Source organism: Streptomyces axinellae (assembly GCF_039532135.1).
In the GTDB taxonomy this organism is placed as follows: Bacteria; Actinomycetota; Actinomycetes; order Streptomycetales; family Streptomycetaceae; genus Streptomyces; species Streptomyces axinellae.
Genome location: NZ_BAAARJ010000004.1, coordinates 69,962 through 84,077 on the forward strand (window position 1 = coordinate 69,962; position 14,116 = coordinate 84,077).

Genomic DNA, 14,116 nt, shown 5'->3' on the forward strand with positions numbered 1-14,116 from the left:
GCATGGACGTCGGGCCCCGTACGGAGAACATCCGTACGGGGCGCTGCGGTTTCCCGGCGGGTTCCCGGCGGCTGGGCCGCCGCCTCAGAACTTGTTGCTCGGGGTCAGCCCCAGCGACATCCCCGACAGGCCCCGCTGGCGCCCGCTCAGCTTGCCCGCGACCTCGCGCAGCGCGGAGCCGGCGGGGGAGTCGGGGTCGCTGAGCACCACGGGCTTGCCCTCGTCGCCGCCCTCGCGCATCCGCAGGTCGATCGGGATGCCGCCCAGGACCGGCACCTCGGCGCCGGTCGTCCTGGTCAGCCCCTCGGCGACCTGCTTGCCGCCGCCGGTGCCGAACACGTCGATCAGCTCGTCGCAGTGCGGGCAGGGCATGCCCGACATGTTCTCGACCACGCCCACGATCTTCTGGTGGGTCTGTACGGCGATGGAGCCCGCACGCTCGGCGACCTCGGCAGCCGCCTGCTGCGGGGTCGTCACCACCAGGATCTCCGCGTTGGGCACCAGCTGGGCCACGGAGATGGCGATGTCACCCGTGCCGGGCGGCAGATCGAGCAGCAGGACGTCCAGGTCGCCCCAGTAGACATCGGCCAGGAACTGCTGGAGCGCCCGGTGCAGCATGGGGCCCCGCCAGACCACGGGGGCGTTGCCGGGGGTGAACATCCCGATCGAGATGACCTTCACACCGTGCGCCGAGGGCGGCATGATCATGTCCTCGACCTGGGTGGGCCGGCCCTCGGTGCCCAGCATCCGGGGCACGGAGTGGCCGTAGATGTCCGCGTCCACGACCCCGACCTTCAGCCCCTCGGCCGCCATGGAGGCGGCGAGGTTGACGGTCACCGAGGACTTGCCGACGCCGCCCTTGCCGGAGGCCACGCAGTAGACCCGCGTCAGGGAGCCGGGCTGGGCGAACGGAATCTCCCGCTCGGCCTTGCCCCCGCGCAGCGAGGCGGCCAGCTCGCGCCGCTGCTCATCGCTCATGACGTCCAGCTCGACGCTGACTCCGGTCACCCCGGGCACGCCCCGCACGGCCTCGGTCACGTTCGTGGTGATGGTCTCGCGCAGCGGACAGCCCGAGACCGTCAGATAAACGCCGACGTCCACCGCCCCGTCGGGCGCGATGCCGATGGATTTGACCATCCCCAGATCGGTGATCGGCCGGTGGATCTCCGGGTCGTTCACCGTCGCGAGCGCGGCACGCACCGCGTCTTCGGTGGGCAGTGAGGCGGGGCTCTCGGTAGGCATACATAGATAGTACGGCCGCGCGGAGCGCGTCGGATAAGGGGCGGTGGTGGGGTGACGGTGTGGGGAGTACGGCCGCGCGGAGCGCGTCGGATAAGGGGCGGTGGTGGGGTGACGGTGTGGGGAGTACGGCCGCGCGGAGCGCGTCGGATGAGGGGCGGTGGTGGGGTGACGGTGTGGGGAGTACGGCCGCGCGGAGCGCGTCGGATGAGGGGCGGGGGTAGGGCGACGGGTGGGGGATAAGGCCGCATGCAGCGCGCCGGACAAGGGCCGGGCCCCGTTCGCGTTACTCGCTTTCGGGGGAGGGGTGCCGTCCGGCCCGCTCCTCGTCCGGTCGCTCCGCCCAGGAAGCGGAGGATTCCAGGTCCTTGACCAGTTCGGCCAGTTCCGAGCGGATCCAGTCGCGGGTGGCGACCTCGCCCAGGCCCATGCGCAGGGAGGCGATCTCGCGGGTCAGGAACTCGGTGTCGGCGATGCTGCGCTCGTTGCGCTTGCGGTCCTGCTCCAGGTTGACCCGGTCGCGGTCGTCCTGCCGGTTTTGCGCGAGCAGGATGAGCGGGGCCGCGTAGGAGGCCTGGAGGGAGAGGACCAGGGTCAGGAAGATGAAGGGGTAGCGGTCGAATCGCCAGGCATCCGGTGCGAGGACGTTCCAGCCCACCCAGGCGATGATCACGACCGTCATCCAGACGAGGAACCGCCCGGTTCCCAGGAAGCGCGCGATCCGCTCGGAGGTCCGCCCGAAGGCGTCGGGGTCGTACTCGGGCAGCAGGTTCCGGCGCGGGGCGCGCGGTACGTCCAGCCGTGGTCCCTCGCGCTCAGCCATCCTGTCGCCCGCCCTCCGGCGCCGGCCCCGGCAGCACGCCCCCGCCGCTACCGGCAGCCCCCGCACGCCCTCCTCCAGCAGCCCCGGCTCCGTCGAGTGGTGTCCCCATGGCCACTGCCTCGCGCCAGTCGTCGGGCAGCAGGTGGTCGAGGACGTCATCGACGGTCACGGCGCCCAGCAGGTGCCGGCCCTCGTCCACCACGGGGGCCGAGACGATGTTGTAGGCGGCCAGGTAGCTGGTCAGGGCCGGCAGTGAGGTGCTGGGGGGCAGCGGGTTCAAGCCGGTGTCCACGATGCCGCCGACCAGGACGAACGGCGCCTCGCGCAGCAGCCGTTGGAAGTGGACGACGCCCAGGTAGCGGCCGGTGGGGGTCTCGTCGGGCGGGCGGCATACGTAGACCTGGGAGGCCAGCGGCGCGGGCAGGTCCTCATCCCGTACCCGGGCCAGCGCCTCGGCGACGGTCGCGTCGGGGCGCAGCACGATGGGGTCGGTCGTCATCAGGCTGCCCGCGGTGCCCTCCTCGTAGGCCAGCAGCCGCCGCACCGGGGCCGCCTCCTGGGGCTGCATCAGGCCCAGGAGGTGGTCCCGCTCGTCCTCGGGCAGTTCGCCGAGCAGGTCGGCGGCGTCGTCGGGGTCCATGGCCTCCAGTACGACGGCGGCGCGCTCGTCCTTGAGCTTGCCGATGATCTCCACCTGGTCGTCCTCGGGCAGCTCCTCCAGCACGTCGGCCAGCCGGTCGTCGTGCAGCGCGGCGGCGACCTCGGCCCGGCGCTTCTCGGAGAGGTGGTGCAGCACGTTGGCCAGGTCGGCGGGGCGCAGCTGTTCGAAGGTGGCCAGCAGGTTGGCGGTGCCCTGTTCGGGCTCTACCAGGGCGAAGCCGGTGACCGCGTCCCATTCGACGGTCAGCGTCTCGCCGCGCCGCCCGCGCAGGCCGCCGCCCCGGCGGGGCTTGCGGACGAACAGCCGGTCGATCTCCCATTCGCGGCGGGCCGGCAGCCGGTGCATGCCGACGTCGAGCACCGTCACCTGCTCGTCGGTCTCCTGGAGGGTGACGCGGCGGTCGAGGAGTTCGCCCAGGACGAGGTGTTCGTTGGGGCGCTGTTCGAAGCGGCGGATGTTGAGCACGCCGGTGGTGATGATCTGGCCCGACTCCATACCGGTCACCCGGGTCATGGGCAAGAAGACGCGGCGCCTGCTGACGACCTCGACCACGAGCCCCAGCACGCTGGGCAGCCGCCGGCGGCCCAGCAGGGCGACCACGTCGCGGACGCGGCCGACCTGGTCCCCGTTGGGGTCGAAGACGGCGGTGCCCGCCAGGTGGGAGACGAAGACCCGGGGCGCGCTCGCTGCCATCGGCTGCCTGCCCTCCTCGGCCGTGCCGCCCGACCGTACGACTCCGTGGAGCTTTGGCCCCTTATCGGGGCTCTTCTCTGCATATGCCGGGTTCAGGCTAGCGTGACCGGCGCCACACCTGCGCAGTGGCGTGGTCCGGACGGCTGCCTTCCGGCGGGGGTGCCGGGCCCGGGTAGGGTGCGGTCCTGCCCGCCGACCCCAGGAGGATTCCCCCGTGACTGGACGTGCCCGCGCACACCGGAGTGCAGCGCTTCTCGCGGTCGTCTGCGCCGGAGCGGTCGCCGCGCTCAGCGCGTGCGGCGGCGAGGACGACCCGGACAAGGGCACCAACGGGGTGGGCAAGCTGTCGCCCGCGAAGATCGAGGCGAAGGCCAGAAAGGCCGCCGAGAGCGCCAAGGCCGTACGGGTCTCGGGCAATGTGGTCAGCAAGGGCCAGACCTACCGCCTCAAGATGCGCCTCAAGCACGGCGGGGGCGCCGGCGAGGTCTCCGCCAAGGGCGGGTCGGCCTTCGAACTGCTGCGGGTGCGCAAGGACCTCTATCTCAAGGCGGGCGCCGAGTTCTGGGCCAAGCAGGAGAAGGGTGGCAAGGAACCGGCCAAGTCCGATGTGGCGGCGGCCGGGAAGCTGAGCGGCAAGTACGTCAAGGTCCCCCAAGGCGACCCCGCGTACGAGCAGTTGAGCGTCTTCACCGACATGAGCACGCTGCTGGACGGGCTGCTGGCGATGGACGGCAAGCGGGAGACCGGCGAGCGGGGCGAGGTGGGCGGCGTCAGGACGGTCCGCGTCACAGCGGGCAAGGGACACGGCGGCACCGTTGACGTCTCCTTGGAAGGCTCTCCCTATCCGCTGCGCCTCCAGCGCGGCGGCGGCGCGGGCACGGTCCAACTCGCCAACTGGAACAGCGAGTTCTCCCTCAAGGCGCCGGACAAGAGCGAGACCGTCGACTACGGGAAGAACATCTCACCCGGCCGGCACTGAACACGGCCCGGCCCCCCGGGCGCGGCAGGCTCGCGCTCGACGTCACGCGCCCGACGCCCCTCCACCGGCAGTGAAGGCGCGCTGCGTCACCCCTTGCGCCGGCGCCTGAAGAGCAGCCGGGGCAGGCCCGCCGGGGCCGGCCGGCGGGTGGTGGCGGAGGTCGGCTGCGGGGTGGCGGCGTGCGAGCCGTCCGGCATGGCGCCGGGCCGCTCCAGGGGTTCGCCCGCGGGCTCCAGCCGCAGGACCCGGCACTCGCGTGCCCAGCGCTGGGCGATCGTGTCGGCGTCGGGCGCGTTCAGCCGCTTGGCCTTCAGCTCGGCGACGGCCGCCTGCCACGCCTCGCTGTCCGGTGCCAGTTCGCTCACTCGCGCCGGCCACGCGATCAGCCGGGCACCCTTGTCCTTGCCGCGTACGGACACCGTCGCGCTGCCGCCGTCCCGCAGACCGAGCCCGTCCAGCGGCTGCTCCTCCGGGCCGCCCACCAGGCAAACGGCGCCCTCGTGCCACACGTGCCACAGCCCGCGGGACCGTCCCTCGGGCCCGCGCACCCATACGAGGCCGGACTTCTTGGCGGTCTCCTCGATCAGCGCGCGGTCGAGAGGGCTCGCGGGCAGCTGGGGCGTCACCGTCATGGCGGCAGGCTACAGCCACCCGTTGCGCTTGAAACCCCGGTGCATGCCGTAGCAGATCGTGAGGATGAGCAGCAGCACCGCCGGATATCCGTACGTCCACTCGGTCTCGGGCATGTAGTCGAAGTTCATGCCGTAGATCCCCGCGATCATCGTGGGCACGGCGAAGATGGCGGCCCATGCGGTGATCTTCCGCATGTCCTCGTTCTGCGCGACCGTGGCCTGCGCGAGGTTGGCCTGGAGGATGGAGTTGAGCAGGTCGTCGAAGCCCAGCACCTGCTCGTTGACGCGGGTCAGGTGGTCGGCCACGTCGCGGAAGTACTTCTGGATGTCCGGGTCGATCAGCCGTACGGGCCGCTCGCTGAGCATCTGGAGCGGGCGCATCAGCGGGGAGACGGCCCGCTTGAACTCCAGGACCTCGCGCTTGAGCTGGTAGATCCGGCTCGCGTCACCGCCGCGCCGACCGTTGGCCGAGCGGTCGGAGAAGACCTCGATCTCCACCTCGTCGATGTCGTCCTGCACGGCGTCGGCCACCGCGAGGTACCCGTCCACGGTCTGGTCGGCGATCGCGTGCAGCACCGCCGAGGGGCCCTTGCCCAGTAGCTCGGGGTCCTCCTCCAGCCGGTGCCGCAGGGCACGCAGCGAGCCCTGGCCGCCGTGCCGGACGGTGATGATGTAGTCCCTGCCGGTGAAGCACATGACCTCGCCGGTCTCCACCACCTCGCTGGTGGCGGTCAGTTCGGCGTGCTCGACGTAGTGGATCGTCTTGAAGACGGTGAACAGGCTCTCGTCGTAGCGCTCCAGCTTGGGGCGCTGGTGTGCGTGCACCGCGTCCTCGACGGCCAGCGGGTGGAGCCCGTACTCCTGGGCGATGCCCGCGAACTCCTCCTCGGTCGGCTCGTGCAGGCCGATCCAGACGAAACCCTGGCGATTGTTCCCGTCCGCTGAGCGCACCTTGCGCAGCGCCTGGGCGGGGCCCAGGTGTTCGGTGTCGCGCCGCCCCTCGCGGTAGACGGCGCAGTCCACGACGGCGCTGCTCGACGCGCAGCCGACGCCTTCGAAGCCTTCGTACCCGTATCCGGAACGGGTGTCCTTGCGCAGTGCCGGGCGCACGGCGGCGCGCAGCTCTCGGATCATCGACATGGGGCCCTCCACGGTGCCGTTCCATGCCGCCGGTACGGATGAAGGCGCTCTACTGCCCGGAACGAGGACCTACGGGAACCGGAGGTCCGCAAAGCGGGCACCACGCGCCGACTCTGGCGACGGCATTCGCTGACAGACGGAACTTTGCGAAACGCGGGCGCTCTTCCGCCGTGCGAACCCTGAACCGGGGAAAGCCCTCACAGGAGGTTTCGCCGGGGTGCCACTGGGGAGAGTCAGGACCTCATCAGGAGCGGGGACGCTGCCGGGTGGGAAGAACGGCCGGTACTGCACGGTCGACTCGGATCCATGTCAGTCCCACCTCCTCCGGCCGGGCCCCCGTGGGGGACGATGTGTACACGCCTTGACCGGCGGTCAACGGTAGCACTGCAACCACCTCCCCCGTGCCCCGTCTCCGGGGAGCGGGTGCCCCTTTGCCGCGTCCTTACGCGCTCTATGCTCGCCGGATGGCTGACGTACGGACTCTCGTGGACTCCCGGCTGCGCGAAACTCTGGGCGAACCCGCTGCTCGGGCCTCTGTGACCTTCCTGGGGACCGAGCGCATCGAGGTGCTCCGGTTCGTGGACGCCGACGCCGGAACTGTGCGGTACGCCACCCTCGGAATGTCCGCGGCGCCCATGGCCGACCCCGCCGAGATGCTCGCCGACCCCGACCGGGGGCCGCGTGCCGAACTGCTGCTGACCGTACGAGCCGGCGTCGCCGACACCGACAAGGTGCTGCGCCCGCTGGCCGTGCTGGCGGCCTCACCCCAGGTCGAGGGCGTGGTGGTCGCCCCGGGTGCCTCCCTGGACACGGGTGAACCACTGTGGCCGGGGGCGCCGTTCACCTCCGTCCTGGTCGCCGAGCCCGGGGGAGTGGTGGCCGACCTGGACCTGGAGGCGCCCCCCGGTGGCGCTGGGGGAGCGCGGCCCGAGCCGGTCCGCTTCCTGCCGCTGCTGCCGATGACCCCGACCGAGGGCGCCTGGAAGCGCGTCCACGGTGCGGACGCGCTTCAGGAGCGCTGGCTGCGGCACGGCACGGACCTGCGCGACCCGGCACGCGGCCCGGTCCCCCTGGGAGACTGAGCCCGGTCCCGGTCCCTCTTGGCCCCTCTTGCCCGAGGGATGCCCCGAAGGGGCGCGGGGAACCGCACGAGCGGCCCGGACGCAGCCGCGGCGATCACGATGCGCCCCCGTCCCCCGGGCGCCTTCCGAGGTCTCCGGCGAGAGCCCGCTCAGCTCGCGCGGGCGGGCTGGACCGCTCCCGGGCCCTGATCCGGGCTCTCAGCCCCGGCTCCGCCCCGGGCGGCCTCCGCGTCCTCGGCCTCGTGCTCGGGCAGCAGTTCCTCGGCCTCCATCGTCAGGGACTTGCGTCGCACGCCGACGATCACCGCGCCGACGGCGGCGGCCAGGGCCGCGACCACGAACGGGATGTGGATGTTCGCCCACTCCTCGATCTTCGGCGCCAGGAAGGGCGCCGCAGCCGCGGCGAACCAGCGCACGAAGTTGTAGCCCGCGCTCGCCACCGGGCGGGGGGCGTCGGAGACGCCGAGGGCCAACTCCGTGTAGACGGTGTTGTTGAGGCCGATGAACGCGCCGGAGACGATCGTGCCGACGATGGCCGCGGTGTGGTTGCCGTATCCGAGCACCACCAGGTCGAGGGCCATCAGTACGAGGGAGGTGCCCAGCACCTTGAGCGAGCCGAAGCGCTCCTGGAGCCGGGGTGCGACCAGCACCGAGAAGACGGCCAGCAGCACGCCCCAGGCGAAGAAGACGGCGCCGGAGCGGTAGGGCGACATGTTCAGCACGAACGGTGTGAAGGCCAGCACCGTGAAGAACGCGTAGTTGTAGAAGAACGCCGAGACCGCCGCCGAGGCCAGCCCGCCGTGGCCGAGTGCCTTGAGGGGGTCGAGCAGCGAGGTCTTGCGCGCGGGCCTGGGCTGCTCCTTCAAGAACGCGGTGATGGCGAGGAAGCCGATGGCCATCAAGACGGCCGTGCCGAAGAAGGGGAAGCGCCAGCTCGCGTCGCCGAGTACCGCGCCCAGCAGCGGGCCGCAGGCCATGCCGAGTCCGAGTGCCGACTCGTAGAGCAAGATCGCCGCCGCGCTGCCCCCGGCCGCTGCCCCGACGATCACGGCCAGCGAGGTCGAGACGAACAAGGCGTTGCCCAGGCCCCAGCCCGCGCGGAATCCGACCAGCTGGCCGACCGTGTCCGAGGTGCCGGAGAGCGCTGCGAAGACCACCACGAGCGCCAGGCCGAGCAGTAGCGTCTTGCGGCCCCCGATCCGGCTGGAGACGAAGCCGGTGACCAGCATCGCGACCGCGGTGATGAGGAAGTACGAGGTGAACAGGAGCGAGACCTGGCTCGGGGTGGCCTCCAGCCCCTTGGCGATCGAAGGGAGGATCGGGTCGACCAGGCCGATGCCCATGAAGGCGACGACGGAAGCGCCTGCCGTGGCCCACACGGCCTTCGGCTGGCGGAGGAGGCTTCCCCCGCCTTCGTCGAACGGATCACCACTCATGCCTGCCGCTCCTTAGCTGCGAGCTTGGGAAAGTCAGTTGACGTATGCACACAATAAGTTAGGCAAGCTAACTAGTGCAAATTACATCTATGTCTTCAGGGTGCCCCTCGCCCCACCTGCGACGGCGCCGCGTGCCGGGACCAGGTGAGTGATCGTCCTTGACGCGAGCGCGACCCGGTAGGACCGTTAAGGCCCATGAGGGGCGAACCCAGTTGCCCGAAATGCGGTAGCCGGGTCAGGGCACCCGGCCTCTTCGCCGATACCTGGCAGTGCGCGATCCACGGCGCCGTGCACCCGCTCCAGCCGGTCGTCCCGCCCAGCGTCGAGGCCCTCGCCGTCGTCGTGGGACGTACCCAGGTTCCCGTCTGGATGCCCTGGCCGCTGCCCGTGGGCTGGCTGTTCACCGGAGTCGCGGGCGCGGGCGACGACCGCAGCGGCGGGCGCGCGACCGCCGTCGCCTGCTCGGGACCTGGCCCGCTCGGCGGCCCCGGCGAACTCCTCCTGGTGGCCGAGGAACTGGGCGTCGGCCTCGGCGCGCGCTACGCCGGAATCGAGGGCCCCGACCCCGGCCCCGCCATCTGCACCGGCAAACCCCCGCACGCCAAGGTGCTGGCCGCCGGGCGGCCCACGCCACTCTGGCTCGTACACGACTCTCCCCCCGACCGCGCCGTCTTCGCCGGTGAGGCGCGCGGGCTGTGGCTGTGGGCCATCGTGTGGCCCGAACAAACCGGGCTGATGCTCTACGACGAACTCGTGCTCACCGACTTGCGCGACGCGGGCGCCGAAGTCGATCTGCTGCCCTGCGGCGCACTCTCCCCACGCCTGATCTCCTGACGGCGGGTGGGCTTCTTCCTGCTGGGCCGGGTCCTGGCGGGCCGCGCTGTCCGGCTGTCTCTCCGGCGGGCGGGGTCGCTCTCCTGGCGGGCAGGTCGTCCGACGGGGCCGCTACCCTGAACCCGGCACGGCGGCCGGTACGCGCCGGCTCACGGCCGCGCCGGACGACGGCGCACCGTCCGCCGTCGTCCGCTGCGCAGCCGGTCACCGCGGACCGGTCCGTACGCGGAGGTCGCGCGGAGTCCAGCCGCACACCGCACACCGCACGTCGCACACCGCACGTCACACGCCCATGTCACGCACCGCACGCCACACACCAACGCAGACCGGAGATCTGCCGGGCCCGGGCGGGCCCCGCGGATCCCGTGGAGGGGGAGCCCGTTCGTGCGTATCGACCTGCACACCCACTCGACCGCCTCGGACGGCACCGACACCCCGGCCCAGCTGGTACGCAACGCCGCCGCCGAGGGCCTCGACGTGGTCGCGCTGACCGACCACGACACCGTCGCGGGGCACCCCGAGGCCGTGGCGGCCCTGCCCGCCGGTCTGACTCTCGTCCGGGGCGCCGAGCTGTCCTGCCGTCTGGACGGGGTCAGCCTGCACATGCTCGCCTATCTCTTCGACCCCGCCGAGCCCGAACTGGCGCGCGAGCGTGAGCTGGTGCGCGACGACCGGGTGCCGCGCGCCCAGGCGATCGTCGCCAAGCTGGCGGAGCTGGGGGTGCCCGTCACCTGGGAACAGGTCGCCCGGATCGCGGGTGACGGCACCGTGGGCCGCCCGCACATCGCCGCCGCGATGGTCGAGGCGGGCGCCATCGAGACCGTCTCCGACGCCTTCACCGAGCAGTGGATCGCCAACGACGGCCGCGCCCACGTGGGCAAGCACGAGCTGGACCCCTTCGACGCACTGCGGCTGATCAAGGGCGCGGGCGGGGTCGCCGTCTTCGCTCACCCGCTGGCGGCCAAGCGGGGACACATCGTTCCCGAGAGCGCGATAGCCGAACTCGCCGAAGCCGGACTCGACGGCGTCGAAGCCGACCACGCCGACCACGAACCCGCCACCCGCGACCGGCTGCACGCCCTCGCCGACGACCTGGGGATCCTGGCCACCGGATCCAGCGACTACCACGGCAGCCGCAAGAACATCCGGCTCGGGGAGCTGACGACGGACCCCGACGTCTACGCCGAGATCGTCGCCCGCGCCTCGGGCACGCCCCCCGTCACGGGCTGACCCCGGCCGGGGCGGTTCGGCCCCCGTCAGCCGTGCGGCAGCGGGCCGCGTTCGGTGCGGGCCAGCCAGAAGCCGGCCAGGGCGCGGGCCGTTTCCTCCGGTCGCTCCGCGTTCGGAGAGTGGCCGGTGCCGGGGACGACCGTGCGCCGTGCGCCCAGCCGCAGGGCCATCTCGTCCAGCAGCGGCACGGGCCAGGCATCGTCCACCGCGCCGGAGACGACGTGGAAGGACGGGCCGCCCGTTGCTGGTTCGGCCGGTTCAGCTGGTTCAACCGGTGCAGATTTTTCCGTCGGCTCGGCCCGCTCGGCCCGCTCGGCCCGCTCGGCCCGCTCGGCCCGCTCGGCCGGTGCGGCCATTGCGGCCAGTTCGCCGACCCGGTCCGGCTCAGTCTGCAACTGCCGTCCGGTGGCCATCAGTTGTGCGGGAATGTTGCTCAGCCAGCGGCGGCGCAAGAACGCGTCCATCGCGGCCGTGGTCTCCTCGGCCTCGGCGGGCGAGTACGGTGCCTCTCCCACCGAGCCCACCGACTGATCCAGCTGCCGCATGACCTGCCAGATGGCCTCCAGACCGTGCGTGGGCAGGGCGTCCAGCAGCAGGTCGATGCGCTGCCGCTGCGAGGGCGCGACCGCGGCCGGCCCGCTGCTCATCAGCGTCAGCGAGGCGAAGGCGGCAGGCTCCAGCAGTACCGCCGCACGCGCGACCAGCCCGCCCAGCGAGTGGCCCATCAGATGGACGGGCCGATCCCCTCCCACCCCGTCCCGCCGCAGGGCGCGGGCGACGGCGAGCACATCCCGGGCCAGTTCGGGCTGGGCGTAGGCGCTCTCCTCGTGCGGACCGCCCGTCTCGAACTGCCCGCGTCCGTCCACGGCCACCGCGCGCAGCCCGTCCCGGGCCAAGGGTTCCAGCAGCCCGATGAAGTCCTCTTTGCTGCCGGTGAATCCCGGCAGCAGGAGCACGGTGGCGACGCCCCGGCCCCCGGCGGGGGCGGTGTCGTGGACCGCGAACTCGCCGCGCTCGGTGGCCAGACGGTACGCGTGCACACCGGAAGGCAGCGCCAGGAAGGGGGGCTTGCTCATGCCAGGACGCTACCGGCAGCACACGGCGAACGGCCCGGCACCCCTCGCTCGGGGTACCGGGCCGTTCTCGGCCGTGAACGATCAGCCGCCCGTCATCAACGGTCGCCCTTCGGCCGTCGGATGACACCTTTCGGCCCTCATCCGTAAAGCCATTCAGCCCTCGGCCGCCTGCGCGGCCGGAGCCTCGCTCGCGGCGCCCGTACGGCTCGCGCCACCGGACCGGGTCCTGCTACGGCGGCGCGGCTTGCGCGCCTCACCCGGGGCGGCCGGCTCGGACGCGGACGCCCCGGCCTCGGCGGGTGCGGCACCGTTCGCCTGCCCGCTCTGTGCCGCGACGCTGTCGGTGCCGGCGGACGCAGCGGCGGATGACGCACCGGCGGACGACGCGGCGCCCGAGCGCGTGCGACGGCGCCGACGCGGCTTGCGCGCGCTGGTGGCGTCACCCTCGCCCTGGCCGCCCTCGGCCGTCGCGACGGCACCCTCTGCCTTGGCGGCGGTGGAGGAAGCAGCGGCAGAACCGGAAGCGGAAGCCTTGGCGCGGGTGTCCTTGGCCGGTGCGCCGTTCGCGTCCTCGCCGCCGCCCTCGGAGCGCAGCGCACCACGGGTGCGCTGACGCGGACGTCGGGGGCGCGCCGGGCGCTCACGCTCGGCGGACGGAGCGGACTTGCCGCGGGGCTTGGCGCCGGTCTCGCCCAGGTCCTCGATCTCCTCGGCCGCGAGCCCGGCGCGGGTGCGCTCGGCCCGGGGCAGGATGCCCTTGGCGCCCTCGGGGATGCCCAGTGCCTCGTAGAAGTGCGGCGAGGTGGAGTAGGTCTCCTCCGGATCGCTGAGATCCAGGCCCAGCGCCTTGTTGATCAGCTGCCAACGGGGGATGTCGTCCCAGTCGACCAGCGTGACCGCGATACCGGACGCGCCCGCGCGGCCGGTGCGGCCGATGCGGTGCAGGTAGGTCTTCTCGTCCTCGGGCGTCTGGTAGTTGATCACGTGTGTGACGTTGTCCACGTCGATGCCGCGTGCCGCCACATCGGTGCAGACCAGCACATCGACCTTGCCGTTGCGGAAGGCACGCAGCGCCTGCTCGCGCGCCCCCTGACCGAGGTCGCCGTGGACGGCGCCCGAGGCGAAGCCGCGCCGCGAGAGCTGCTCGGCGACGTCGGCCGCCGTGCGCTTCGTACGGCAGAAGACCATCACCAGCCCGCGGCCCTCGGCCTGCAGGATCCGGGAGACCATCTCCGGCTTGTCCATGTTGTGCGCACGGAAGACGTGCTGCTTGGTGTTGGCCACGGTCTGGCCCTCGTCATCCGGCGCGGTGGCCCGGATGTGCGTGGGCTGGCTCATGTAGCGGCGGGCGAGCGAGATGACCTGGCCCGGCATCGTCGCCGAGAAGAGCATCGTCTGCCGACGCGTGGGCAGCATCTCGATGATCTTCTCGACATCGGGCAGGAAGCCCAGGTCGAGCATTTCGTCGGCCTCGTCCAGCACGAGTGTGCGGATCTCGGACAGCCGCAGCTTCTTCTGCCCCGCCAGGTCGAGCAGTCGGCCGGGGGTGCCGACGATCACATCGACGCCCTTCCTCAGGGCTTCGACCTGCGGCTCGTAGGCACGGCCGCCATAGATCGGCAGAACCCGCACATTGCGGACCTTGCCCGCGGTGAGCAGATCGTTGGTGACCTGCTGGCACAGCTCCCGAGTGGGCACGACGACGAGGGCCTGGGGAGCGTCGGTCAGCTCTTCCGGCTTCGCGCGCCCCAGCTCGACGTCGGCGGGGACGGTGACCGACTCCAGGAGGGGCAGCCCGAAGCCCAGCGTCTTGCCGGTGCCGGTCTTCGCCTGGCCGATGACATCGGCGCCCGCGAGGGCGACCGGAAGCGTCATCTCCTGGATCGGAAAGGGGGACGTGATGCCGACGGCCTCAAGGGCCTCGGCTGTCTCGGAGAGAATCCCGAGATCTCGGAACGTGGTGGACAGGATGTTTGCCTCTTCTGTGTGACGCGCGAGTGCGGGCGACGGCGCCTGCAGCCCGGCGGAGAGCGAGGAGAGGGTCGTACCGCACTCTTGGCGGCCGAAGTGTCGGCCAGCCTGGCGGTGCGGGACCACTGGCTCTCGCTCAAGCGCCCTACTCGCGCGAGCGGTCCCTCTCAGTGCGACCCGCGCCGGGGAGCGCGAGGCGGACGGAGGGCTGTCTGGTCGGAGCCGATCGTGCCACCGACCGGGCATCCGCATTCATGCAACTTCGTGCGACGAGCCCACCGCATCCAGTGGACCCAATATCACTGTACCCCGGATCCGTG

General features: G+C 72.0%; 12 protein-coding genes. 4 read left to right on the forward strand and 8 right to left on the reverse strand.

The genetic code is table 11. The features are described from left to right. Window positions 1–84: 84 nt before the first annotated feature. From ABD339_RS06820 to ABD339_RS06830, 3 genes are all read right to left on the reverse strand, one after another. A complete protein-coding gene (locus tag ABD339_RS06820) occupies window positions 85–1,242 on the reverse strand; it encodes an Mrp/NBP35 family ATP-binding protein (RefSeq protein ID WP_344563237.1) in 1,158 nt (385 codons plus the stop codon). A gap of 283 nt (window positions 1,243–1,525) precedes the next feature. Next, window positions 1,526–2,062: a DUF1003 domain-containing protein gene (locus tag ABD339_RS06825; RefSeq protein ID WP_344563239.1), complete on the reverse strand. Its 537-nt coding sequence runs from the start codon at window positions 2,060–2,062 to the stop codon at window positions 1,526–1,528. Next, window positions 2,055–3,416, reverse strand: a complete 1,362-nt coding sequence (locus tag ABD339_RS06830) for a magnesium transporter MgtE N-terminal domain-containing protein (RefSeq protein WP_344563241.1) — start codon at window positions 3,414–3,416, stop codon at window positions 2,055–2,057. The genes ABD339_RS06825 and ABD339_RS06830 overlap by 8 nt, the downstream gene beginning before the upstream one ends. A gap of 214 nt (window positions 3,417–3,630) precedes the next feature. Here ABD339_RS06830 and ABD339_RS06835 point away from each other — a divergent pair, with 214 nt between their 5' ends. Beyond that, a complete protein-coding gene (locus tag ABD339_RS06835; RefSeq protein WP_344563242.1) occupies window positions 3,631–4,395 on the forward strand; it encodes a hypothetical protein in 765 nt (254 codons plus the stop codon). 86 nt (window positions 4,396–4,481) lie between these two features. On the opposite strand, the gene ABD339_RS06840 is transcribed toward ABD339_RS06835, so the two are convergent. After that, window positions 4,482–5,027, reverse strand: coding sequence for a hypothetical protein (locus ABD339_RS06840; RefSeq protein ID WP_344563243.1), 546 nt, complete (start codon window positions 5,025–5,027; stop codon window positions 4,482–4,484). A 9-nt stretch (window positions 5,028–5,036) separates the two neighbouring features. Then, on the reverse strand, window positions 5,037–6,167 hold the full coding sequence (locus tag ABD339_RS06845; RefSeq protein ID WP_344563245.1) for a magnesium and cobalt transport protein CorA: 1,131 nt from the start codon (window positions 6,165–6,167) through the stop codon (window positions 5,037–5,039). A gap of 464 nt (window positions 6,168–6,631) precedes the next feature. Between ABD339_RS06845 and ABD339_RS06850 the strand changes: the two genes are divergently transcribed. Next, entirely contained in the window at window positions 6,632–7,249 is a 618-nt protein-coding gene (locus tag ABD339_RS06850) for a suppressor of fused domain protein (protein WP_344563247.1), read from the forward strand. Window positions 7,250–7,398: 149 nt separating this feature from the next. Here ABD339_RS06850 and ABD339_RS06855 read toward each other — a convergent pair whose 3' ends face one another. After that, window positions 7,399–8,685, reverse strand: coding sequence for an MFS transporter (locus ABD339_RS06855; RefSeq protein WP_344563250.1), 1,287 nt, complete (start codon window positions 8,683–8,685; stop codon window positions 7,399–7,401). 195 nt (window positions 8,686–8,880) lie between these two features. Here ABD339_RS06855 and ABD339_RS06860 point away from each other — a divergent pair, with 195 nt between their 5' ends. Both ABD339_RS06860 and ABD339_RS06865 read left to right on the forward strand, forming a co-directional pair. After that, a complete protein-coding gene (locus ABD339_RS06860) occupies window positions 8,881–9,519 on the forward strand; it encodes a DUF6758 family protein (RefSeq protein ID WP_344563251.1) in 639 nt (212 codons plus the stop codon). Window positions 9,520–9,903: 384 nt separating this feature from the next. Further along, a complete protein-coding gene (locus ABD339_RS06865) occupies window positions 9,904–10,749 on the forward strand; it encodes a PHP domain-containing protein (RefSeq protein WP_344563252.1) in 846 nt (281 codons plus the stop codon). 26 nt (window positions 10,750–10,775) lie between these two features. On the opposite strand, the gene ABD339_RS06870 is transcribed toward ABD339_RS06865, so the two are convergent. Both ABD339_RS06870 and ABD339_RS06875 read right to left on the reverse strand, forming a co-directional pair. After that, on the reverse strand, window positions 10,776–11,825 hold the full coding sequence (locus tag ABD339_RS06870) for an alpha/beta fold hydrolase (protein WP_344563254.1): 1,050 nt from the start codon (window positions 11,823–11,825) through the stop codon (window positions 10,776–10,778). 153 nt (window positions 11,826–11,978) lie between these two features. Beyond that, the gene (locus ABD339_RS06875; protein WP_344563256.1) at window positions 11,979–13,700 is read right to left on the reverse strand and encodes a DEAD/DEAH box helicase; all 1,722 of its coding nucleotides are present in this window, start codon (window positions 13,698–13,700) and stop codon (window positions 11,979–11,981) included. Between the last annotated feature and the right edge of the window lie 416 nt (window positions 13,701–14,116).